Source organism: Pseudomonas sp. CP-1 (assembly GCF_021213715.1).
GTDB lineage: Bacteria > Pseudomonadota > Gammaproteobacteria > Pseudomonadales > Pseudomonadaceae > Pseudomonas > Pseudomonas aeruginosa.
Map to the genome: position 1 here is coordinate 83499 of NZ_JAJQKY010000019.1, position 18297 is coordinate 101795.

Annotated in this window: 12 protein-coding genes; all 12 read right to left on the reverse strand. The window is 70.2% G+C overall.

Annotated elements, in window-relative coordinates; all coding sequences use genetic code 11:
* Positions 1-20 precede the first annotated feature (20 nt).
* The gene (tagQ, locus tag LT948_RS26940) at positions 21-935 is read right to left on the reverse strand and encodes a type VI secretion system-associated lipoprotein TagQ (protein ID WP_003083630.1); all 915 of its coding nucleotides are present in this window, start codon (positions 933-935) and stop codon (positions 21-23) included.
* Positions 936-996: 61 nt separating this feature from the next.
* Entirely contained in the window at positions 997-2709 is a 1713-nt protein-coding gene (gene tagR / locus LT948_RS26945; protein ID WP_073657195.1) for a type VI secretion system-associated regulator TagR, read from the reverse strand.
* Positions 2702-3901: a type IV secretion associated ABC transporter permease TagS gene (gene tagS, locus LT948_RS26950; RefSeq protein WP_015502124.1), complete on the reverse strand. Its 1200-nt coding sequence runs from the start codon at positions 3899-3901 to the stop codon at positions 2702-2704. Before tagS ends, tagR begins: the two co-directional genes overlap by 8 nt.
* Positions 3901-4620, reverse strand: coding sequence for a type IV secretion associated ABC transporter ATP-binding protein TagT (tagT, locus tag LT948_RS26955; RefSeq protein WP_023100076.1), 720 nt, complete (start codon positions 4618-4620; stop codon positions 3901-3903). The genes tagS and tagT overlap by 1 nt, the downstream gene beginning before the upstream one ends.
* On the reverse strand, positions 4617-7715 hold the full coding sequence (gene ppkA / locus LT948_RS26960; protein ID WP_073657490.1) for a serine/threonine protein kinase PpkA: 3099 nt from the start codon (positions 7713-7715) through the stop codon (positions 4617-4619). Before ppkA ends, tagT begins: the two co-directional genes overlap by 4 nt.
* A 7-nt stretch (positions 7716-7722) precedes the next feature.
* Positions 7723-8451, reverse strand: a complete 729-nt coding sequence (gene pppA / locus LT948_RS26965) for a serine/threonine phosphatase PppA (protein ID WP_003083639.1) — start codon at positions 8449-8451, stop codon at positions 7723-7725.
* A gap of 9 nt (positions 8452-8460) precedes the next feature.
* The gene (gene tagF, locus LT948_RS26970; RefSeq protein ID WP_003083642.1) at positions 8461-9141 is read right to left on the reverse strand and encodes a type VI secretion system-associated protein TagF; all 681 of its coding nucleotides are present in this window, start codon (positions 9139-9141) and stop codon (positions 8461-8463) included.
* Positions 9138-12671 (reverse strand): type VI secretion system membrane subunit TssM, encoded by a 3534-nt coding sequence (tssM, locus tag LT948_RS26975; protein ID WP_003083648.1) that lies wholly within the window; start codon positions 12669-12671, stop codon positions 9138-9140. Before tssM ends, tagF begins: the two co-directional genes overlap by 4 nt.
* Complete coding sequence (locus LT948_RS26980) at positions 12668-14017, reverse strand: DotU family type VI secretion system protein (protein WP_218816333.1); 1350 nt, start codon at positions 14015-14017, stop codon at positions 12668-12670. Before LT948_RS26980 ends, tssM begins: the two co-directional genes overlap by 4 nt.
* A gap of 6 nt (positions 14018-14023) precedes the next feature.
* Positions 14024-15358 (reverse strand): type VI secretion system baseplate subunit TssK, encoded by a 1335-nt coding sequence (gene tssK / locus LT948_RS26985; protein ID WP_003115052.1) that lies wholly within the window; start codon positions 15356-15358, stop codon positions 14024-14026.
* A 15-nt stretch (positions 15359-15373) separates the two neighbouring features.
* Positions 15374-15838, reverse strand: coding sequence for a type VI secretion system lipoprotein TssJ (tssJ, locus tag LT948_RS26990; protein ID WP_003128248.1), 465 nt, complete (start codon positions 15836-15838; stop codon positions 15374-15376).
* A 44-nt stretch (positions 15839-15882) separates the two neighbouring features.
* The gene (gene tagH, locus LT948_RS26995; RefSeq protein WP_232197127.1) at positions 15883-18156 is read right to left on the reverse strand and encodes a type VI secretion system-associated FHA domain protein TagH; all 2274 of its coding nucleotides are present in this window, start codon (positions 18154-18156) and stop codon (positions 15883-15885) included.
* Positions 18157-18297: the final 141 nt, after the last annotated feature.

The following is an 18297-nucleotide window of genomic DNA, read 5'->3' on the forward strand; positions in this document are numbered from 1 at the left end:
CGTGCCGGTAACGAGGCCGATCAGGCCTTGGCGCAGCTCGGCGGTGCCCAGTCGCCCATGTCCGGGCTGTTGCAGACTTCCTGGATCATGCCCTGGCCCCGGGAGGCCACCTTGTTGCCTTCGCTTTGCGCGTCCTGGGCCTTGCGGATGGTCTGCTCGGTGGCGACCGCTTCCTTCGGCACCTTGGGATTGCTGCCGGTCTTGGGCTTGCTGCCGCCTTTCGTAGTGCTGGCGCGGTTCTCGGCCTCGGCGACCTTGGTCACTTCGGTGCGCGGTACGCCGACCTGCTGCAGGTCTTTCTCGTAGGCCTGGGTGTAGTTGTTGATGTTCTCGCCGGCACGGCCGTTGGCGGCGACCAGCAGGGCGTTGGTCTCCTGCAGGCCGCTGACGATCTCGGCCAGGCGCTTGCGCCCTTCGGCTTCGTTGATCGACTTGTTCTTGCGGCCGTCGAGCAGGGCCTTGAACTGGCTCTGGTAGCAGCTTTGCGCCGACTTGGCGTAGGCCACGCTACGGTTGATCTCGACGGTGCTGCGGTCGACGTCGGTAGCGTAGGAGCCGATGCGCGCGCGGTCGTCGCTGATCTGCTTCTGCTTCTCCATGTAGTAGCCCGCCGCGCCGCCGGCCAGGGCGCCGCCTGCGGCAGCGAGGGCGGCATTGCGGCCGCGGTTCTCGTCGCTGGCCAGGCCGCCGGCCAGGCCGCCCAGCAGGCCGCCGGTGATGGCGCCGGTGATGGCCGAGTTGCGCACCGCGTTATCGGTGCTGCGCAGGTGCGACACCGGCTCGTAGCAGGACGGGTAGTATTCCGCGCGGGTGGTCTGGGCGACCGAGCCGACGCCGCTGCTGGCGCAGCCGCTGAGCAGCACGCCGCTGGCGGTCAACAGGCAGAGCGCGTAGCGCGCCGAGGTGATCAAACGGTTTTCGCTGGGTTGGCTCATTGCATCTCACTCCTGGTTTGATGAACCGCCCGGCTGCCGAGAGGTGCCGGACGGAACTCCTTCAACGCCCGCTGGACGCGAGCAATTCCTTCAATACCGCCTCCGGCTCGGCCCGGTGCTGCTGGCGATAATCTCCGACGTGTTTGACGAACAGGGTCGCGCGCTTGACCAGGCTCTTGCCCAGAACCGGGTTGCGATTGAGTTCTTCCTGGATGCGCTGGAACTGCGCCTGGATCACCGCGTCGGTGTAACGGGTGCCGGTGGCGAGGTTGTCGATGTAGATGGCCAATGCGCCATCGAGGGCGCTGCGCCCGTTGGCGATGGCGCCGGCATAGAGCTGGGCGGTCGCCTGATCCCTGGCTGCCACGGCTTTCTCCCTGTCCTTCTTGAGGTTGGTCAGGCGTATGTTGTAGTTGTTGATCGTCTCGGCGACCAGTGCCGCCGACTGTATCAGGTTTCCGGCGGCCTCTTCGCGCTGCCGGGCGATCAACGAAACGTTACGCTTGAGTTCCTCGTTTATCTGGGCCAACTGCGCCTGCATCTGCGGGTCGCGGGTGGCGGCAATGATTCCGTCCAATTGCTTGGTGGGATCTTGAGCGTCATCGATGGCATCGGTCAATGCCGCTAGTCGGCCTTCCTTCTGCCATTGGGCGAACAGCTCGGGATAGCGCGAGCGCGGCGCGGACAGCGCGCCGATGGCGACACGGAAACCGGTGGTCTCGTTGCGCTGTTCGCTGCCGTCGGCGGCGAACAGCGGGTATTCGCGGCGCATCCCGGTGAATAGAGTCATCTCGCCTTCGAGATAGTTCCCGCCCTTCACCACGAAACCGCCATATGTGCCCTGCCGGCGACCGGCGTGGACCAATTGGAAGGACTCCTGGACCATCTCCGCGGCATTGCCGATCACGTCGAACAGGCCCAGCGGGTTCGGCCGCTTCATCCCTACCGGCAACAGTCGCGCGGCCTGGCCGGTGCCGCCGGCGACCTGGTTGTACACCGCCCAGTCGCCCAGCGGGCCTTCCTGGTCGCTGCCCTCGACCTTGCGCGGGAACAGCCGGCCTTCCAGTTCCTGGCGGCTGACCGCCTGGCCGCCGCGCGCGGCGAACTCCCACTCGACCTCGGTGGGCAGGCGGACGAAGCCGATGCCGCCGTCCTCGGGATTCTTGCCGCGGCCGCTGACCGGCAGCAGTTCCGGGTGATTCTTCAGCAGCCAGGCGCTGTACACCGCGCCGAAGCGTTCGGCGTCGAAGCGCGAGAGGCTGACCTTGGGCAGCCGCGCGGCCATTCCGTCCGGCACGTCGCAGGCCGGCGCCTCGCCCTGGCCGGAGAGCGCGGCCGCCTGGCTCATCACCGCGGCGTACTGGCGGGCGGTCACCTCGTACTTGCCGATGAAGTACAGCATCGGCTTCAGCGGGGTGCCGGCGGCAGGCTTCGGCAGGCTGGCGGAGAGCTTCTGCTGCCAGGCCGGTGCCAGGTCGGCGAGGCTGAACTGGCCGTTCACGTAGTCGCGCCGGTAGCCGGAGATGAACGACTGCTGGTAGCCCGCCTCGCCTTCGTTGAAGGCGTAGCCGAGGTTGACCTCGCGATCGTCGAGGGCGCCTTCGGCGAGTACGTAGACATGCCGGAAGACCATCTCGCCGCCACACGGCAGCGGCAGGGCGACGTCGTCGGCCAGCGGCTTGGGATTGTCCGGCGAGTCGCCTTCGGCCCAGGCCGGCGCGGCAAATGCCAGGCAGGCGCCGAGGGCGAGCGGAAGAATGGCTTTCTCAAACATCGCGTAATCCCTCTGCGGCTTCGATCCGCGCCGCGCGCCAGCCGCCGCTGGCGGCGGCCAGGACGCTGCACAGCAGCGTGGCGAGCAGCGCCGTCAGGTAGTGGCTGGGCAGCAGGCGGCAGACGAACTCGCCGCTCTGGTTGTCGAACAGGTGGTTCAGCGCGCCGGCCGTGGCGGCGTACAGCAGCCCGGCGAGGAACAGGCCGAAGACGGCGCTGAACAGCGCCAGGAGCATGACGAAGCCGACCAGCGCGGCGGTCGGGAAGCCCAGCAGACGCAGCACCGCCAGGGCGCGGCGCTTGCGTTCGACGGCGGCCAGGCTGCTGGCGGCGATGGCGGCGAAGGCACCGCCGATGGCCAGCGCGGCGACGATCCAGAACACCAGGCCGAGGTTGCGGCTGAGGCTGCGCACCTGGGCGATGGCCTCGGCCTGGGTGGCGACCTCCACGCCGCTCGCGACGAAGTGCCGGCGCAGCCCTTCCACCGCGTCGAGGTCGCGGGCGTACAGGCGGAAGCCCGGGTAGATGCGTGCGCGCGGGGTCTCGCCGGCCTTCCCCGGCCAGCCGTAGGCGGCCACCGCGCGACCGTCGCGATAGTCCTCGGCGGCTTCCAGCAGGGCCAGCGGGGCGAACAGCGCGTCGCGGGCGAAACGCTCCTGCGGCAGCACCGCGAGCACTTCCAGCTCCAGGCGCTGGCTCTGTGCCTGGCCATCCATGCGCCGGCCGATGCGCGCGACGATGCGCTCGCCAGGCTGGGCGCCGAGTTTTTCCGCGGCGCCGTGGCTGAGCACCACGCGGGTCGGCCGGTCGGGTTGCGGCAGGCCGGCCAGCAGCGGGTCGCCGGCGGCGCTGGGAATCATCTCGACGCTCAGGGCGGTCTCGCCGCCGCCGCTGAGGTCGGCGGTGGCGGCGATCTGCCGGGTGCGCGGCACGGCGAAGGCGACGTCCACGCGTGCGGCCAGGGCGGCGATGTCCTCGGCGCGGTAGCGGGCGCCGCCGACCGGAATGATCTCGCGCACCGAAGGCGCGCGCTCCAGCCGCTCGGTGAGGGTGCTGACCAGGCCGTACTTGAGGCCGAACAGCACCAGCAGCGGGGTGATCACCGCCGCCAGGGCGAAGATCGCGCAGAGCGACAGGCGCGCCTCGCCGCGATAGTCGGCCCAGGCCAGCGAGAGCAGCAGGCCGGCGCGCATCAGCCGACGTCCTCGAGGCAGGCGCCGACGCTGTCGTCGGCCTCGCGTTGCCAGCGGATGGCCAGGACTTCCAGGCCGGCGGCGCGGGCCAGGCGCTCGTCGTGGGTGGCGACCACGGTGCAGGCGCCGCGCTCGCGGGCCTGTTCCACCAGCAGGCGCATCACCCGTTCGGCGTTCAGCGGGTCGAGCGCCGCGGTCGGCTCGTCGGCCAGCAACAGGCGCGGCGCATGCGCCAGGGCGCGGGCGATGGCGACCCGCTGGCGCTGGCCGACCGACAGCGCCGCCGGTTTCTTGTCCAGCTGGTCGCCGATTTCCAGCCGCTCGGCCAGCGCCTGCACGCGCTCGGCGGACGGGGTGCCGAGCAATGCGCAGGGCAGTCCGATGTTGCGCCGCACATCGAGGAACTCGAGCAACCCGCCGCTTTGCAGCACGTAGCCGCAGTGCTGCCGGCGCAGCGCCGCCAAGCGGTCCTGGCGGCCGTCGCGCCAGAGCGCGGCGATGTCCTGCGGGCGTTCCCCGGCGAGGAATTCGAAGCGCCCGCCCGGGTCCGGCGCCAGGGCCAGCGCCAGCAGGTCGAGCAGGGTGCTCTTGCCGCAGCCGCTGGGGCCGACGATGGCCAGCTGGCGACCCGCGCGCAATTCCAGCGCCGGCACCCGCAGGCGGTAGCGCTGGCGGCCGGCGCCGTGGCTGCGGGCGACCTCGTGCAGGCGCAGGATCATGGCAGCGTCGACAGCGGCACGCGATACAGCGCGTCGCCGGCGTCGGCGTCGCCGAACCGGACCCAGTTGGCGACGTCGTTGTGGAAGGTTTCGTAGAGGCGGATCTTCGACTCCAGTTCGTCGATGAAGTCCTGCTGTTCGGCGACGCTCAGCGACAGCCAGAGGTCCTGGGTCATGTTCAGCGACTTGCTGCGGTACGGCAGGCCTTCCAGGTATTCGCCGAGCACGCCGCTCTGCGCCAGGTTGCTGCCCTTCACCAGTTGCGCCGGGTCGCGGCTCATGTAGGCGCTGGCGCTGGCGATTTCCTGGAAGAAGTCCTTGGGCGAGGTCTGGGTGCGCTTGGCCGCGTCGACGATCAGTTTCAGCGACTGTTGCAGTTCGTTGAGTTGCAGCTTGCTCAGCAGCACGCAGACCTGGAACGCCGGCAGCGCCGGGTTGGTCAGGTCGCGGTCGGCGGTCCAGGCGGTGACGACCTGCGGCGCGCGCACCGGGTCGCGGCGACCGAGGAATTCCATCTGCATGGCGTAGCCGATGGCCGCCGACTTGCTCGCCACGCTTGGCGCGGCGTCGAAGCGCGGCGCCTGCGGCTTGCGGTTGCCGGCGTCGTGGACCAGGTCGGCGAACACCGTGCCGATCTCCTTCACCGTGTTGCCGAAGGCGTTCACCTCGCCGCCGGCCACCGGGATGTAGAGGTCGGCGATCTTCGGGTTGGCGTCGGCGGTGAGGCTGCGGTACTGCTGCTCGGCGTAGCCGTGGTTGTTCTTCCCGGCCGGGGTGCGCAGGTGCAGCGCATAGATCTTCACGCCCTTGCGCAGCGCCGCCTGGCGGACCTCGGCCTCGTTCATCTGGGTGCGCCCGAGCGGGTCGTTCTTGCGCAGCGCGCCGGCGTCGGTGACCAGCAGCACCACGCGCCCGGCGTAGGGCGACCAGTCCATTTCGTCGACCGCCTGCATGATCCCGGCGAAGGCGTCTTCGTTGAACGAGTGGCTGGAGACGTCGGTGGCGCGCACCTGGCTGCTCAACTCGGCGAAGCGCTGCGCGTCGTTGCCCGGTTGCAGCGGCACCAGGGTCTTGCTGACGTATTCCAGGCCGGGGGTCTTGTCGGTGTTGTTGCGGAAGCCGACCAGGCCGAAGCTGACCTTGTCCAGGTCGCCGCGCTCGCCGATCTGCCGCTGCAGGCCGTCGATCACCTCGCGCACGCGGTCGATGTAGGGCTGCATCGACACCGAGGTGTCCACCACCAGGACGATGCCGGTGCGGAAGGTGTCGCTCGCCGCGCCGCTGGCGCCGCCCCGCCCGGCCTGGCCCGGCGCCTGGGGTGCCGTGGCGCTGCCGCCGGGGTCGATCGAAGCGACCTCCAGCAACTGCGCCGGCTGGCCGTCGGCGTCGAAGCTCTCCTTCGAGTCGAAGATCGGCAGCAGGTAGAACTGGTCCTGGGGGATCGCCCGGTCGTTGGGCTCGACCGCGACCACCTGCGGATCGCCCTTGTGGTCCACCGCCTGGGTCAGGGTGGCGCGCGCCGCGCGGGTATCGCCGAGCAGGCGTTCGACCTGCTCGGCGCTGTTGAGGAACATCACCGGCGCGCGGCCGGAGCGTTCGGTGAACTTCAGCACCAGGCTCTGCTTCCAGTCGCTCACCGCGCTGGCCGGCAGCCAGCCGTCGCCCTCGCCGTTGCTGGAGGCGCCGACGCGCAGCCAGGGGCTGCCGCCGACCTGCTTGCGGGCGTACACGTAGAGCACCGAGAAGGCCGGCACCGCGCCGGCCCGGGGCGGGCCGCCAGCCTCGGCGGAGATGGCCGCGCCGGGTTTGGTCAGGACGCGCTGGAACAGCGTCTTCTTGCCTGGCATCAGCAGCGGACGCTCGCCGCCGTCCTGTTCGGCATCGGCCACCGGGGTCTGCTGCTGCGGCTTGTCCGCCGGCGTCTGTCCCAGCGGCGCTGGATCGGCAGCGCTCGGCGCGTCGCCCGAGCCCAGCAGCCACCAGGCGCCGCCGCCGATCGCCAGGAGCACGGCGGCCGCGGCGGCGGCGATCAACGGCGTGCGGCTGCCGCCGGCACGTGGCTTCGCCGGCGGCAACGGAGGCGGCGGGGGCGATGGCGGTTTCGCCGCTTGCGACGGCGGAGGCGGAGGCGGCGTGGCGCCGCCGGCGCTGGGCGTGACCGGCGGCAACTGGATCGACACCGGTTGCAGGCCGCCGAGGTCGGCGGGCGGCAGGGGCGCGGGTTCGGCCGGCGGCGGGTTGCTCGCTCGCGACGAGCCCTGCGGCGTCGCCAGCGGACGGATCTGGGTGGCTTCCAGGGCGCTCGGCGCCAGGCGGTCGAGGGCGGCGATCAACGCGCCGGCGGTGGGGAAGCGCTCGGCCGGGTCCTTGGCCAGCAACTGGCGCAGGATGTCCTGGTAGCGGCCCTGCTCGATCGGCAGTTCCGGCAGCGGCTCGGTGAGGTGGGCCAGGGCGGTGGAGAGCGAGTCCTTGCCGTTGTAGGGCAGCTTGCCGGTGAGGATCTCGTAGAGCACCACGCCCAGCGCGTAGAGGTCGGCGCGGCCGTCGATCTCCTGCCCGCGGGCCTGCTCCGGGCTCATGTAGCTGGGGGTGCCGACGGCGAAGCCGACCTGGGTGAACTGGGTATTGTCCTCGATCGACTTGGCGATGCCGAAGTCCGAGAGCACCGCGGTGCCGTCGGCGCGGAACAGGATGTTGGCCGGCTTCACGTCGCGATGCACCAGGCCCTGGGAGTGCGCGTAGCCGAGCGCGGCGGCCACCTGCCGTACGTAGGCCAGGCCCTGCTCGGGATCGAGGCCCTGCTGGATGCGCTCCTTGAGCGTGCCGTTGGGCAGGTATTCCATGGCCATGTAGTAGCAACTGCCGACGTTGCCGATGTCGTGGATGGTCACCGTGTTCGGGTGCGACAGCCGCGCCAGGGTCCGACCTTCGCGCAGGAAGCGTTCGGCGAAGCTCGGGTCGGCGGCCAGCGCCGCGGCCATCACCTTCAGCGCCACCTTGCGCTGCAGCGAGCGCTGGGTGGCCAGGTAGACCGTGGCCATGGCGCCTTCGCCCAGCTCGCGTTCGATGTCGAATCCCGGAAGTTCTATGTCCATGTCCGTCTCAGAAGGCCCTGACCACCAGGGCCGTGATGTTGTCCGGGGCGCCGCGGGTCAGGCCCAGGTGGACCAGGCTGCGGACCACCGCATAGGGATCGCTGTGGCTGAGCACGTCGCGCAGTTCGCTGTCGTCGGCGGTCTTGTTGAGGCCGTCGCTGCAGAGCAGGAAGCTGTCGCCGGGCAGCACGTGCAGCGCGGCTTCCGACAGTTCCAGTTGCTCGTGCACGCCGACCGCGCGGGTGACCACGTTGGCGCGCGGATGGTGGCGCGCCTCCTCCTCGCTGATCAATGCGTTGTCGAGCAGCTCCTGGACGTAGCTGTGGTCCCGCGAGATGGCTTCCAGCACGCCGCCGCGCAGGCGGTACAGGCGGCTGTCGCCGGCCCACAGGCAGCTCGCCTGGTTGCCGCGCGCGGCGAGCAGTACCAGGGTGCTGCCCATCACGCTGACGCCACGCAGGCCGGCCTCCTGGCGAACCCGCTCGTTGACCTGGGCGAGGCCGGTGCGCAACGCGCCGACGTAGGCCGGTAGCGAGGAGGCCGCCGGGATGCGCCGCAGGGTATCGACGATCAGGCTGCTGACGAAGTCGCCGGCGGCGTGGCCGCCCATGCCGTCGGCGACCACCCAGAGTCCCGACTCGGGGGCGTCGAGACTGGCGTCTTCGTTGACCTTGCGGACCATGCCGACGTGGCTGTAGCTGGCCGACCTGTAGTAGCTGACTGAGTTGGGCACCATCAGTTGTCCTTAACCGGGTATGCCGGGAAAGAGCGGGATCACCTCGCCCTCTCCGGTGAGGAATCGTCCGAACGCCGGCGCCGGCGGCAGGCCCTGGTAGCGCATCAGGCCGGCGGAGATCCGTGCCGAGCCGCGTCCCCACCAGTGGCTGGCGCCGTCGCAGGCATGCTGGGCCAGCGCGGCGAGGCGCTGCGCCGGGGTCACCGCTTCGCTGCGCAGCAGGTTGCCGCTGATCAGCGATTGTTCGATGCGCGGTCCGCAGGGAGGGGCCGGGAGCTGCGCCACCGCCTGCTCGAAGGCCTCGACCTCGGCCTCCGGTTCGAGGGTGGAGAGCAGCAGGCTCTCGACCTGCTCGAACCAGCCGTCGTCGCCGCCGACCAGCCCGCCGAGGTCGGCGTTCGCCGGCAGCAGGCAGGCGACGGTCAGCGGGAAATAGCGACCGACCCGGTCGATGCTCGGCATCACCACCCCGGCCACCGCTTCGCCGCCGAGCAGGCCGGGGGCGATGGCGAAGCGCCACAGCGGGCTGGTCAGGTAGGCGTCGAGCCAGGCCGCGCCGAGTTCGTCCTGGCTGGCGCGCATGCCGCTGGCCAGCCAGGCGTCCCAGGGTTCGACGAAGGTGTTCGGCAGGCCGCGGCTGACGAAATCGCCGCGGCCGGCCAGCTTGCCGTAGAAACCGACGCTGTTCAAAGGCGCTCCGGGAGGCTGAAGCCGGACACGACCCGGCTCTTGAAGGGGTTGAAGGCGCTGCTGGCGCGCAGCTCGCAGGCGATGCTGGAGCCGTCGATGCGCAGCCGCAGGGTGAAGCGGTCCGGCGAGTTGCCGCGTTCCAGGTCCGACTGGTCGAGCAGGCGGAACCAGGCCCAGGGGCCTTCCAGGGTCAGGCCGGAACGGCCGCTGCTGGGCGGCGGCGTCACCGTCAGGCGGACCACGCCGAGGCCGTTGGCGCTCGGCCACTGCATCGCCACCGGGCGGCTGGGGCCGTGGTCGTAGGTCAGCTGCTGGCCGTCGAGGTCGAGGATGAACTGGCTGATCGCCGCGTCCATGGTCACCGGCTTGAGTTCGAAGCGCACCGCCGGCTGCATGCCGCCGGAGCGGAAGAAGGCGTCGCGGATCGCCGCCGCGCGCTGGAAGGTGTGCAGCACGCCGGGGTTGATGCCGAGCTTCTGCGCCGCGCCGGGCTGCCAGCGCCAGGTGCTGGCGGAGGTGTCGACGTAGGGTTGCAGGTACTGGCGGAAGTAGCTGTCCATCACCCCACCGGCACCGAAGAAGTGGCCGAAGTCTTCCAGGGTGGCGTCGCGCGAGCTGCCGGCGGCGATCGGGTAGCGCCCGGCCAGGGACTGCCGGTAGACGCTGACCACGTCGCTGATCCAGGCCGCGTTGAGCTGGTTGCGCACGCTGCCCATCATGCTGCTGGTGGTGGAGTTGACCACGTTCTTCACCAGTCCCTGGACCACCGGCGGCTGGCGCTCGGCGCTGAGGGCAACGCGCGAGGCGGCGGCGGCCACCTGGTTCTTGGCGTCGCCGAGCAGCGAGTCGCCGCTGGCTCCGGCCATGGCGCTGACCTGTACGTAGAGCGCGTTCATGTCCTCCAGCAGGCTGTCGATCGGCGCCGGTTCGTTGCCGCCCTCGCCCTTGCTGACCAGGCTGTTGAGTTCGGCGAAGTGGGCGCTGATCGGGTCGCTGTCGGCCTGCTGCGGCTGTTCGCGGGCGCCTTGCTCCTCCTCCTGGCCGACCAGCGAGCCGAGGCGCTGCTTGAGCTTGTCCACGGTGCCGTCGGCGGCCTTCTTCACTTGCGCGGCGACCAGCCGGTCGCCCTTCTGCAGGTCGGTCTCGCGGGCCACCGCCTCGAGCAGCTTGCGGAACGGCGAGGTCGGCCCGGAGAGAATGCGCAGCACGTCGGCGGCCTGGGTGACGTTGGTGATCGGCACCACGGTGAGGTCGGCGAGCAGGTCGTCCCATTGCCGCAGGTAGTCCTGGAAGTACAGGCGACGCACGTCGAGGGCCAGGTTGGCGGCATCGCCGGCATCGTTCAGGTCGCGCCCGAGCACCCACTGTTCCTCGGCGATGGTGCCGGCCTGGCTGAGGCTGGCGGTGAGGAACACCTCGCGATAGCCGCGGTAGGTGAAGAAGCCGCTGAGCGGGTCGGTGAGCGGCTTGCCGCTCTTGCGCGCGAACACCAGCGGTGCGTCGCGGCCGGCGGCGTCGCTGATGCGGAAGTCGGGCACGTCCTTGGGCAGCCTCTGCCGCTTGACCCGGTCGTAGACCCGCTGCGCCACCGGCAGTTGCTGCAATTGGCGGCGCAGGTCCTCGACCAGGTCCTGGTCCAGGCGCGCCGACGGCGGCCGTCGTTCGAGCAACGCGTCGAGGTGCGCGTGCAGCGCCTGGCGCTGTTCCGGCGAGAGGTCGCGCGGCAGGTTGCGTTCCCAGTCGAGGCTGATCCAGGCCTTGATGAAGTCGGCGTCGTAATGGTCCGGGCTGCCGAGCATCAGGTAGGCCTTCAGGCCCTCGTAGAGGAAATCGCTGCTGCCGCCGGAGCGCAACTGTTCCTCGATGCGGGTCACCAGGCGCGGGGCGAACACCGCGATCAGCAGCTTGCGGTAGACGCTGGCGGACTCCTCGCCGAGCATGTCGCCCTGGTACAGCCCGTAGCCTTCGGCCCAGCTTGGCGCGTCGCCGGCGAGATTCTGCACCGCGTTGAGCTGTGGCAGTACGGCCAGGACGTCGCGCTGGGCCGGGCTCAGCGACTCGATGCCGCGCGCCAGCGGGTCGACGCGCTGGTCGACCGCGGCGATGTAGCTCTGGTTGGCGCGGTAGCTGGCGATCCATACCGCCGTCACCGCCAGCACCACCAGCGCGGTGGCGCTCAGCGCGCCGATGGTCAGCCATTTGCGGCGGCGCTCGACCTTCGGGTTGGTGCCGACCAGGCCGCGTTCGCCGAACGCCACTTCGCGGAACAGCCGCTCGATGAAGTAGCTGCGCCCGGTTCCGGTCTGCCGCGCCAGGTGCTGGCGGTCGAGGTTCATCGACTGCGCCATGCTGCCGATCAGGCGGTCGATCGGACTGCCTTCCTGGGTTCCGCTGGTGAAGTACAGGCCGCGCAACAGCGGGCGTTCCTCGTAGGGGTTGGGCTTGAACACGCCGTTGAGGAACTCGCCGAGGCATTCGCGCAGGGCGGCGAATTGCTGCGGGAAGCCGTAGACCAGATCGCGCCGCGCCGGGTCGCGCTCCTGCTGCAGGCGTTCCACCAGGCGCGCGGTGAGACGCTGTTCGAGCAGGGCGAATTCGCTGTCGAACACCGCCAGCGGGCCTTCCGCGCTCTTGCCGTCGTCGAGGGCGAAGGTCATCCCCCAGACCTGCGCGCGTTCCTCGCGGTTCAGGCTGTCGAAGAACTCCATGAAGCCCGGCACCAGGTCGAACTTGGTCAGCATCACGTAGATCGGGAAGCGCACCCCGAGCTGCTGGTACAGCTCCTGGATGCGCGCGCGGATCGCCTGGGCATGGGCGGCGCGCTCGGCGTCGCTGCCCAGCAGCAGGTCGGAAAGGCTGATGGCGATGAACGCGCCATCGATGGGGCGGCGCTTGCGCTGGGTCTTGAGCAGGTCGAGGAAGCCCAGCCAGGCGGCCTTGTCCACCTGGGCGTGGCTGTCCTGGGTGGTATAGCGGCCGGCGGTGTCCAGCAGCACCGCTTCGTCGGTGAACCACCAGTCGCAGTTGCGCGTGCCGCCGACCCCGCGGATCGCCCCGGCGCCCATCTGTGCGGCGAGCGGGAAGTCCAGGCCGGAATTCATCAGCGCGGTGGTCTTGCCCGAACCGGGCGGGCCGATGATCACGTACCAGGGCAACTCGTACAGGTTGCGCCGCTCGCTGCCGCCCAGCTTGGCCCGCTTGAGCAGGGCCAGGGCCTCGTCCATGCGTTGCTTGAGGGTCGCCAGCTCTTCGGCGGTGGCGACGCTGGCGGCGTCCGGCGCGCTGACCTCGGCGAGACTCTGCATGACCTTCGCCGCATTGCGCCGGGCCTGCACGATGCGCAGCACGCGGAAGCCGATCCAGACCAGGAACAGCAGGACGATCAGCACCCAGCGGCTGGTCGCCGAGGCCAGCGGTTCGTAGTTGCCCAGGCGCAGCAGCGGGCCGAGGAACCAGATGATCAGGCTCAGGGCGAGCAGGCCGAGCACCGGCACCACCCAGCGCGCGAAGAAGTTGAGGAAGCCTTTCATTGCGCGCCCTCCGCGAATACGGTGATTTCCACCCGGCGGTTGCGTGTGCGGCCTTCGGCGCTGGCGTTGCTCGCCACCGGCTCGGTGTCGCTGCGCCCTTCGGCGGTGAAGCGGCCGGCGTCGCCGGTGGTCGCGCCGAGCAGGTCGGCGACCTCCTGGGCGCGGGCCTGGGACAGTTTCCAGTTGGACGGGTAGCGCAGCGTGGCGATCGGCCGGTTGTCGCTATGGCCGGTGACCAGCACCTGGCCCTTGACCTTGCGCAGGGCGTCGGCGATGCGCAGCAGCAGCGGCTGGAACTCGTCGCGCACGCTGGCGCTGGCGCTGGCGAACAGCTCGTCGCCGCGGATGGTCACCACCGAGCGGTCGACGGCGTCCTCCACCGCCACTCGCTGGGCCTTGATGTCGTCGGCGAGGAAGCGCGCCAGGCGTGGCCGTTCGATCACCCGCGGCTGCACCGCCGGGCGGTCGATGGCCTGCACCGGGATCTCGCCGATGGCGTGGATGCGCTTGAACACCGGCTCGGCGTCGGCGGCCAGCTTCATCCGCAGGCCGAACAGCAGGGCCAGCAGCAGGGCCAGGCCGATGGCGATACCGACCCACGGCGGCAGGTATTGCGAAAGGCGATCGCGCATCACGCTGAGGCCGCGCCAGTGCGGCGACAGTTCGTGCTCGTACTCGCCGCGGGTGCTGCGGATCACCGCCGCGGTGCGCTCGCGCAGCGCCTCCAGTTGGCTGCGGCCGTCGTGCATGACCCGGTAGCGGCCTTCGAAGCCGAGGCTGGTGCACAGGTACAGCAGCTCCAGCAGGTGCAGGCGCTGGTGCGGGTTCTGCAGGCAGTGTTCGAGCAACTGGAAGACCTTCTCGCCGCCCCAGGCCTCGTTGTGCAGGGTGATCAGCAGGCTCTGCTTGCCCCAGTCGCTGGTGCTGCCCCACGGCGTGCTGAGCACCGCTTCGTCGAGGGCGGTGCAGAGCACGTAGCGCGCCAGCATCACTTCGTCCGGCGCCACGCCGGCCTGGCGTGCCTTCTCTTCGAACTGGCGCAGGTAGCCGAGCAGTTGCGCGCGCAGGCTGGCCGGCGCTGGATGGGCGATGGTGTTGCGCAGGCGGGTGAGCATCGCCAGCAGCGGGCCGGCGGCCTGCTCCAGCGGGTTGAGGCCGTCGCCGCGGCCGCTCAGCGGCGCCAGGCTGGCCATCGGCGGCGGCGTGTAGGGGTCGCCGCCGCGGGGGCCGCCGGCCGGTTCCGGGGCGCGGCCGCCGGGACGCGGCATGATCATGGTGCGGTCGTCGGGCGGGCTTCCGTTGCCGCCGCCGGCCGGGGTGCCGAAGGGATCGTCGATGGGAGGCATCGTTGCTTATCCTCGAATGGCCCAGAAGGCCAGGTTCAGCCCGGGGAACTGGCCGGCGATGTGGAAGGCGAAGCCGCCGGAGTGCGTCAGCTGCTTCCAATGCGCGCTGCCGCGGTCCAGTTCGAAATAGGTGGAGCCGGCGTGGTAGGGGATCTGCCGCGGCGCCACCGGCATCGGCAGCAGGCCGATACCCGGCAGTTGCAGGTTGACCAGGTCGCGGATGTGCTCCACCGAGCCGACCTTGGCCTGCTGCGGGAAGTGCCCGCGCAGGCTCTCGCCGGGGACGTCGGCGCGCACCACCAGGACGAAGCTGGCGTTGTCGATCAGGCTGCGGTCGCTGAGCATCGCGACGTGCACGCCGTAGGCCTTCTCGACGATCGGGATGGCGATCGCCTTGGCGTCGATCACCGTCGCCAGCGCCTGGCGCAGGGCGAGCATCACCGGGGCGAAGCTGGCGGCCAGGTCGTCGTGGTTGTACACCGGGTACTCCTCGGGACGCCGCTGGCTGGCGGTGAAGGTGCAGAACTCGCCGGCCAGGGCCACCAGTTCGCGGTACAGCTCCTGCGGGTGCAGCGGGCGCACGCGGGACAGGTGACCGGTGAGGGCCTCGGCGCGGTTGACCAGTTGCAGCAGCAGGAAGTCGGCGATTTCCGAGGCGCCCCCGGCGCTGGAGGCCACCACCCGCCCGGCGAGGGCTTCGCCGCGCTGGTGGAGCAGGCCCAGCAGCTCCTTGGCGAAGGACGCCAGGGGCGGCGCGGCGGCAATGTCGAGTACCGGCGGCAGGTAGTCCTCGTCCAGGCTCAGGGCCTGGTCCGCGCGCTTCTCGCGGACCCGCGCGACGCCCACCGCGGCGTATTCGCCGAGGCCGTCGCGCTCGGTCAGCAGGCGGAACGCCTGGCTGCCCAGGGCCACCGGCGCGCGGCTCTCGAAGGCGGCATTGTCGTCGCGCACTTCCTGCACCTGGCTGACGTAGCGGGCGCCGCCGAGGGCCTCGCCCTCCTCCACCGTGTCGCGGGTGCCGACCCGCTTCAGCGGCAGGCCGAGGTAGACGATGCCGTCGCGCAGGCTTTCCTCGACATTCAGCGGCGCCGGCGCCGGATCGTCGGCGGGGATGTTGAACGGCGTACCATCCGGCAGCACGCCGCGGGCGCTGACGATGGCCAGCTTGCCCTGGGTCAGCAGGGCATCGTCCAGCTTCAGCTCGGAAAAGCCCCAGCCGCCCGCCAGGAGCGAGCGGCAGCGGCCATCCACCAGGGTTTCCAGGTAGCGGTCGTGCTGCTGGAAATGCTGTGGCCGCAGGAACATGCCTTCGGACCACACCACGCGGTTATTCCAGGACATAGGGACTCCGAAGGTTCAGGGTGCGGGACGCGCGACGATGCCGATGGCCTGCGCGCCGAGCGTGATGTCGAGATGGCTGGTGCGTTGCCCCGGCACGTCGAGGACCTGGCGCCAGGTGGCGCGGTCGAGGTCGCGGTAGGCGGCGACGAAGCCGAGCTGGCGGGTCTGCTCGTCGAGCGTGCGTTCGATGCGCCGTTCCTCGCCCGGACGCAGGAGGAACTCGTCCTGCTCCACCAGGTCGCCGCCGAGGGTCGACTGGGCGTTGTCGGTGAGGGCGAAGTAGTCGGCGCGGCCGAACGCGGTGTCTTTCTTCAGCTCGTACAGCCGCAGGCGCAGCGGCGCCGCCTGGCCGGCGGCGGACGGGTTGAGGTTCGGTGCGGCGTGGAGCCAGATCACCACCCGGGTCGGCGGGGTTTCCGGCGGGCTGGACGAACAGGCGGCGAGCAGCAGCCCGAACAGCGCGATGATCAGTTTCTGCATGGTGTCGTCCTCATTGACGTTGTTTCTCCTGGTGTTCGTTGGCGTCAGGAACGCCGTAGTCGAGCGCTGTGTTCCTCATAGGCGCGGCTGAATTCGCGGCCGAAAAGCTCCTGGAAGTCGTCCTCCGCCTCGCGCAGGATCTTCGCGTACAGCTCGGTGAAACTGTCCCAGTTCTGTGCCTGGCGGGCCCCCGGCAGCAGGCCGGAAAGCCCGGCCGGCTTGCCGAAGCGGGCTTCCAGTGCGGCCGGTTCGAAGCGCGCCAGCAGGTGGCGGATGGCGGCCTGCACGCCGGCCATCACCGCCAGCTGGTGCGCCTTGAGGTCTTCGAAGCTGTCGGCCACCGCGCGATCCGGCGCCATGAACGCCTGGTTGTCGCGGCGCAGCAGGAGCAGCATGGCTTCGTCGACGTTCGGCGCGAACTTCAGCGGGTTGTTCTGCACCGGCTGGATCATGGTCTGCGCCATGCGGAACTCGCCCTTCAGGCTGGCCCGCGCGCGCAGCACGTCCACCAGTCCTTCCACCAGGCCGCGATAGCTGCGTCCGATGGCTTCCATCTGCGCTTCGGCGCCGGCCGGGTCGACCTTCAACTGGGTCATGCCGGCGCCGCGCAGGAACGCCTGCAGCAGGTCGCCGCCGGCCGTCGCGGCGGCGCTTGCCGGTGGCGTCGGCGCCGCCACGCTGGCTGGCTGTGGCTGTGGCTGTGGCTGTGGCTGTGGCTGTGGCTGTGGCTGTGGCTGTGGCTGTGGCTGTGGCTGTGGCTGTGGCTGTGGCTGTGGCTGTGGCTGTGGCTGTGGCTGTGGCTGTGGCTGTGGCTGTGGCTGTGGCTGTGGCTGTGGCTGTGGCTGTGGCTGTGGCTGTGGCTGTGGCTGTGGCTGTGGCTGTGGCTGTGGCTGTGGCTGTGGCTGTGGCTGTGGCTGTGGCTGTGGCTGTGGCTGTGGCTGTGGCTGTGGCTGTGGCTGTGGCTGTGGCTGTGGCTGTGGCTGTGGCTGTGGCTGTGGCTGTGGCTGTGGCTGTGGCTGTGGCTGTGGCTGTGGCTGTGGCTGTGGCTGTGGCTGTGGCTGTGGCTGTGGCTGTGGCTGTGGCTGTGGCTGTGGCTGTGGCTGTGGCTGTGGCTGTGGCTGTGGCTGTGGCTGTGGCTGTGGCTGTGGCTGTGGCTGTGGCTGTGGCTGTGGCTGTGGCTGTGGCTGTGGCTGTGGCTGTGGCTGTGGCTGTGGCTGTGGCTGTGGCTGTGGCTGTGGCTGTGGCTGTGGCTGTGGCTGTGGCTGTGGCTGTGGCTGTGGCTGTGGCTGTGGCTGTGGCTGTGGCTGTGGCTGTGGCTGTGGCTGTGGCTGTGGCTGTGGCTGTGGCTGTGGCTGTGGCTGTGGCTGTGGCTGTGGCTGTGGCTGTGGCTGTGGCTGTGGCTGTGGCTGTGGCTGTGGCTGTGGCTGTGGCTGTGGCTGTGGCTGTGGCTGTGGCTGTGGCTGTGGCTGTGGCTGTGGCTGTGGCTGTGGCTGTGGCTGTGGCTGTGGCTGTGGCTGTGGCTGTGGCTGTGGGGTGATCCCAGGGTCGGCGAAGGGCATCGCCAGCGGCGTCGGTTCGACCGTCGGCAGCGGCTGGGCGACGGGCGTGGCGCTTGGCGCGGGCGTGTTGCCGAGCAGTTCGGCGAACGGGTCCCAGTCGGCCGGAATCAGCGGTGCGCCGCCAGCGGGCGGTGGCGCCGGAGTGGTCGCGGGGGGCGGCGGGATCACCGGTTCCGGCGGGCGGAAGTCGTGCTGTTCGGCCGGTACATGGTCCGGACGCGGCGCCGCGCCGGGCGGCGGCGGGGTGAGGAAGTCGAACAGGTCGGGCTTGGTGTCCAGCGGCGAGCCGCCCTGGAAATGCGCCGTCACCGCGGGGTGCGGGGTGGGCGCCGGTTCGGCGAAGGCAGGCGCCGATCCGGCGGCCTGCCGGCTCATCAGGGCGTCGAAGCTGGTGAACGGATCGGTCTGCGGATTGCCGCTGCCGGGCAGGGCGATGTCATGGCCGAGCTGAACGAGGATGTCGTATTCGCCGAGGCGGACGGTCTCGCCGTCCTGCAGCGGCTCGCTGTTGCCGCGGCGCAGGCGGTGCCCGGCATTGACCAGCAGCACGCCGTTGGTGCTGGTGTCGGTGAGGTAGTACACCCCGTCGCGGTTGAGGATGGTGCAGTGGCGGCTGGAGACCAGGCGCTCCGGGTCCGGCAGGACCCAGTCGTTGTCCGGGCCCCGACCGATGGTCAGCTGTCCCTGGTCCAGTACCTTTTCCGAACACTGACCGGGGGTCAGCTTGTGGTAGCTGGTGATGGTCAATCGCAGCGGCATTGCTACTCCTTGCATTGCCAGCGCCCGGCTCTTCCAGGCGCTCACCCCCGTGCCCGAGGGATTTCGGTTCGCATCCAGGCTGGCCCGACGGCTTTCCGGCGTTTCGTCGCCTCGGGAAGACACATCGGGTGGTACCGGATT

Coding starts and splice junctions, on each gene's coding strand:
- tssK (WP_003115052.1), bottom strand. CDS start 15,358: ATGTCCTGGAATAACCGCGTGGTGTGGTCCGAAGGCATGTTCCTGCGG.
- tagQ (WP_003083630.1), bottom strand. CDS start 935: ATGAGCCAACCCAGCGAAAACCGTTTGATCACCTCGGCGCGCTACGCG.
- tagT (WP_023100076.1), bottom strand. CDS start 4,620: ATGATCCTGCGCCTGCACGAGGTCGCCCGCAGCCACGGCGCCGGCCGC.
- tagR (WP_073657195.1), bottom strand. CDS start 2,709: ATGTTTGAGAAAGCCATTCTTCCGCTCGCCCTCGGCGCCTGCCTGGCA.
- tagS (WP_015502124.1), bottom strand. CDS start 3,901: ATGCGCGCCGGCCTGCTGCTCTCGCTGGCCTGGGCCGACTATCGCGGC.
- tssM (WP_003083648.1), bottom strand. CDS start 12,671: ATGAAAGGCTTCCTCAACTTCTTCGCGCGCTGGGTGGTGCCGGTGCTC.
- tagH (WP_232197127.1), bottom strand. CDS start 18,156: ATGCCGCTGCGATTGACCATCACCAGCTACCACAAGCTGACCCCCGGT.
- ppkA (WP_073657490.1), bottom strand. CDS start 7,715: ATGGACATAGAACTTCCGGGATTCGACATCGAACGCGAGCTGGGCGAA.
- tssJ (WP_003128248.1), bottom strand. CDS start 15,838: ATGCAGAAACTGATCATCGCGCTGTTCGGGCTGCTGCTCGCCGCCTGT.
- LT948_RS26980 (WP_218816333.1), bottom strand. CDS start 14,017: ATGCCTCCCATCGACGATCCCTTCGGCACCCCGGCCGGCGGCGGCAAC.
- pppA (WP_003083639.1), bottom strand. CDS start 8,451: ATGGTGCCCAACTCAGTCAGCTACTACAGGTCGGCCAGCTACAGCCAC.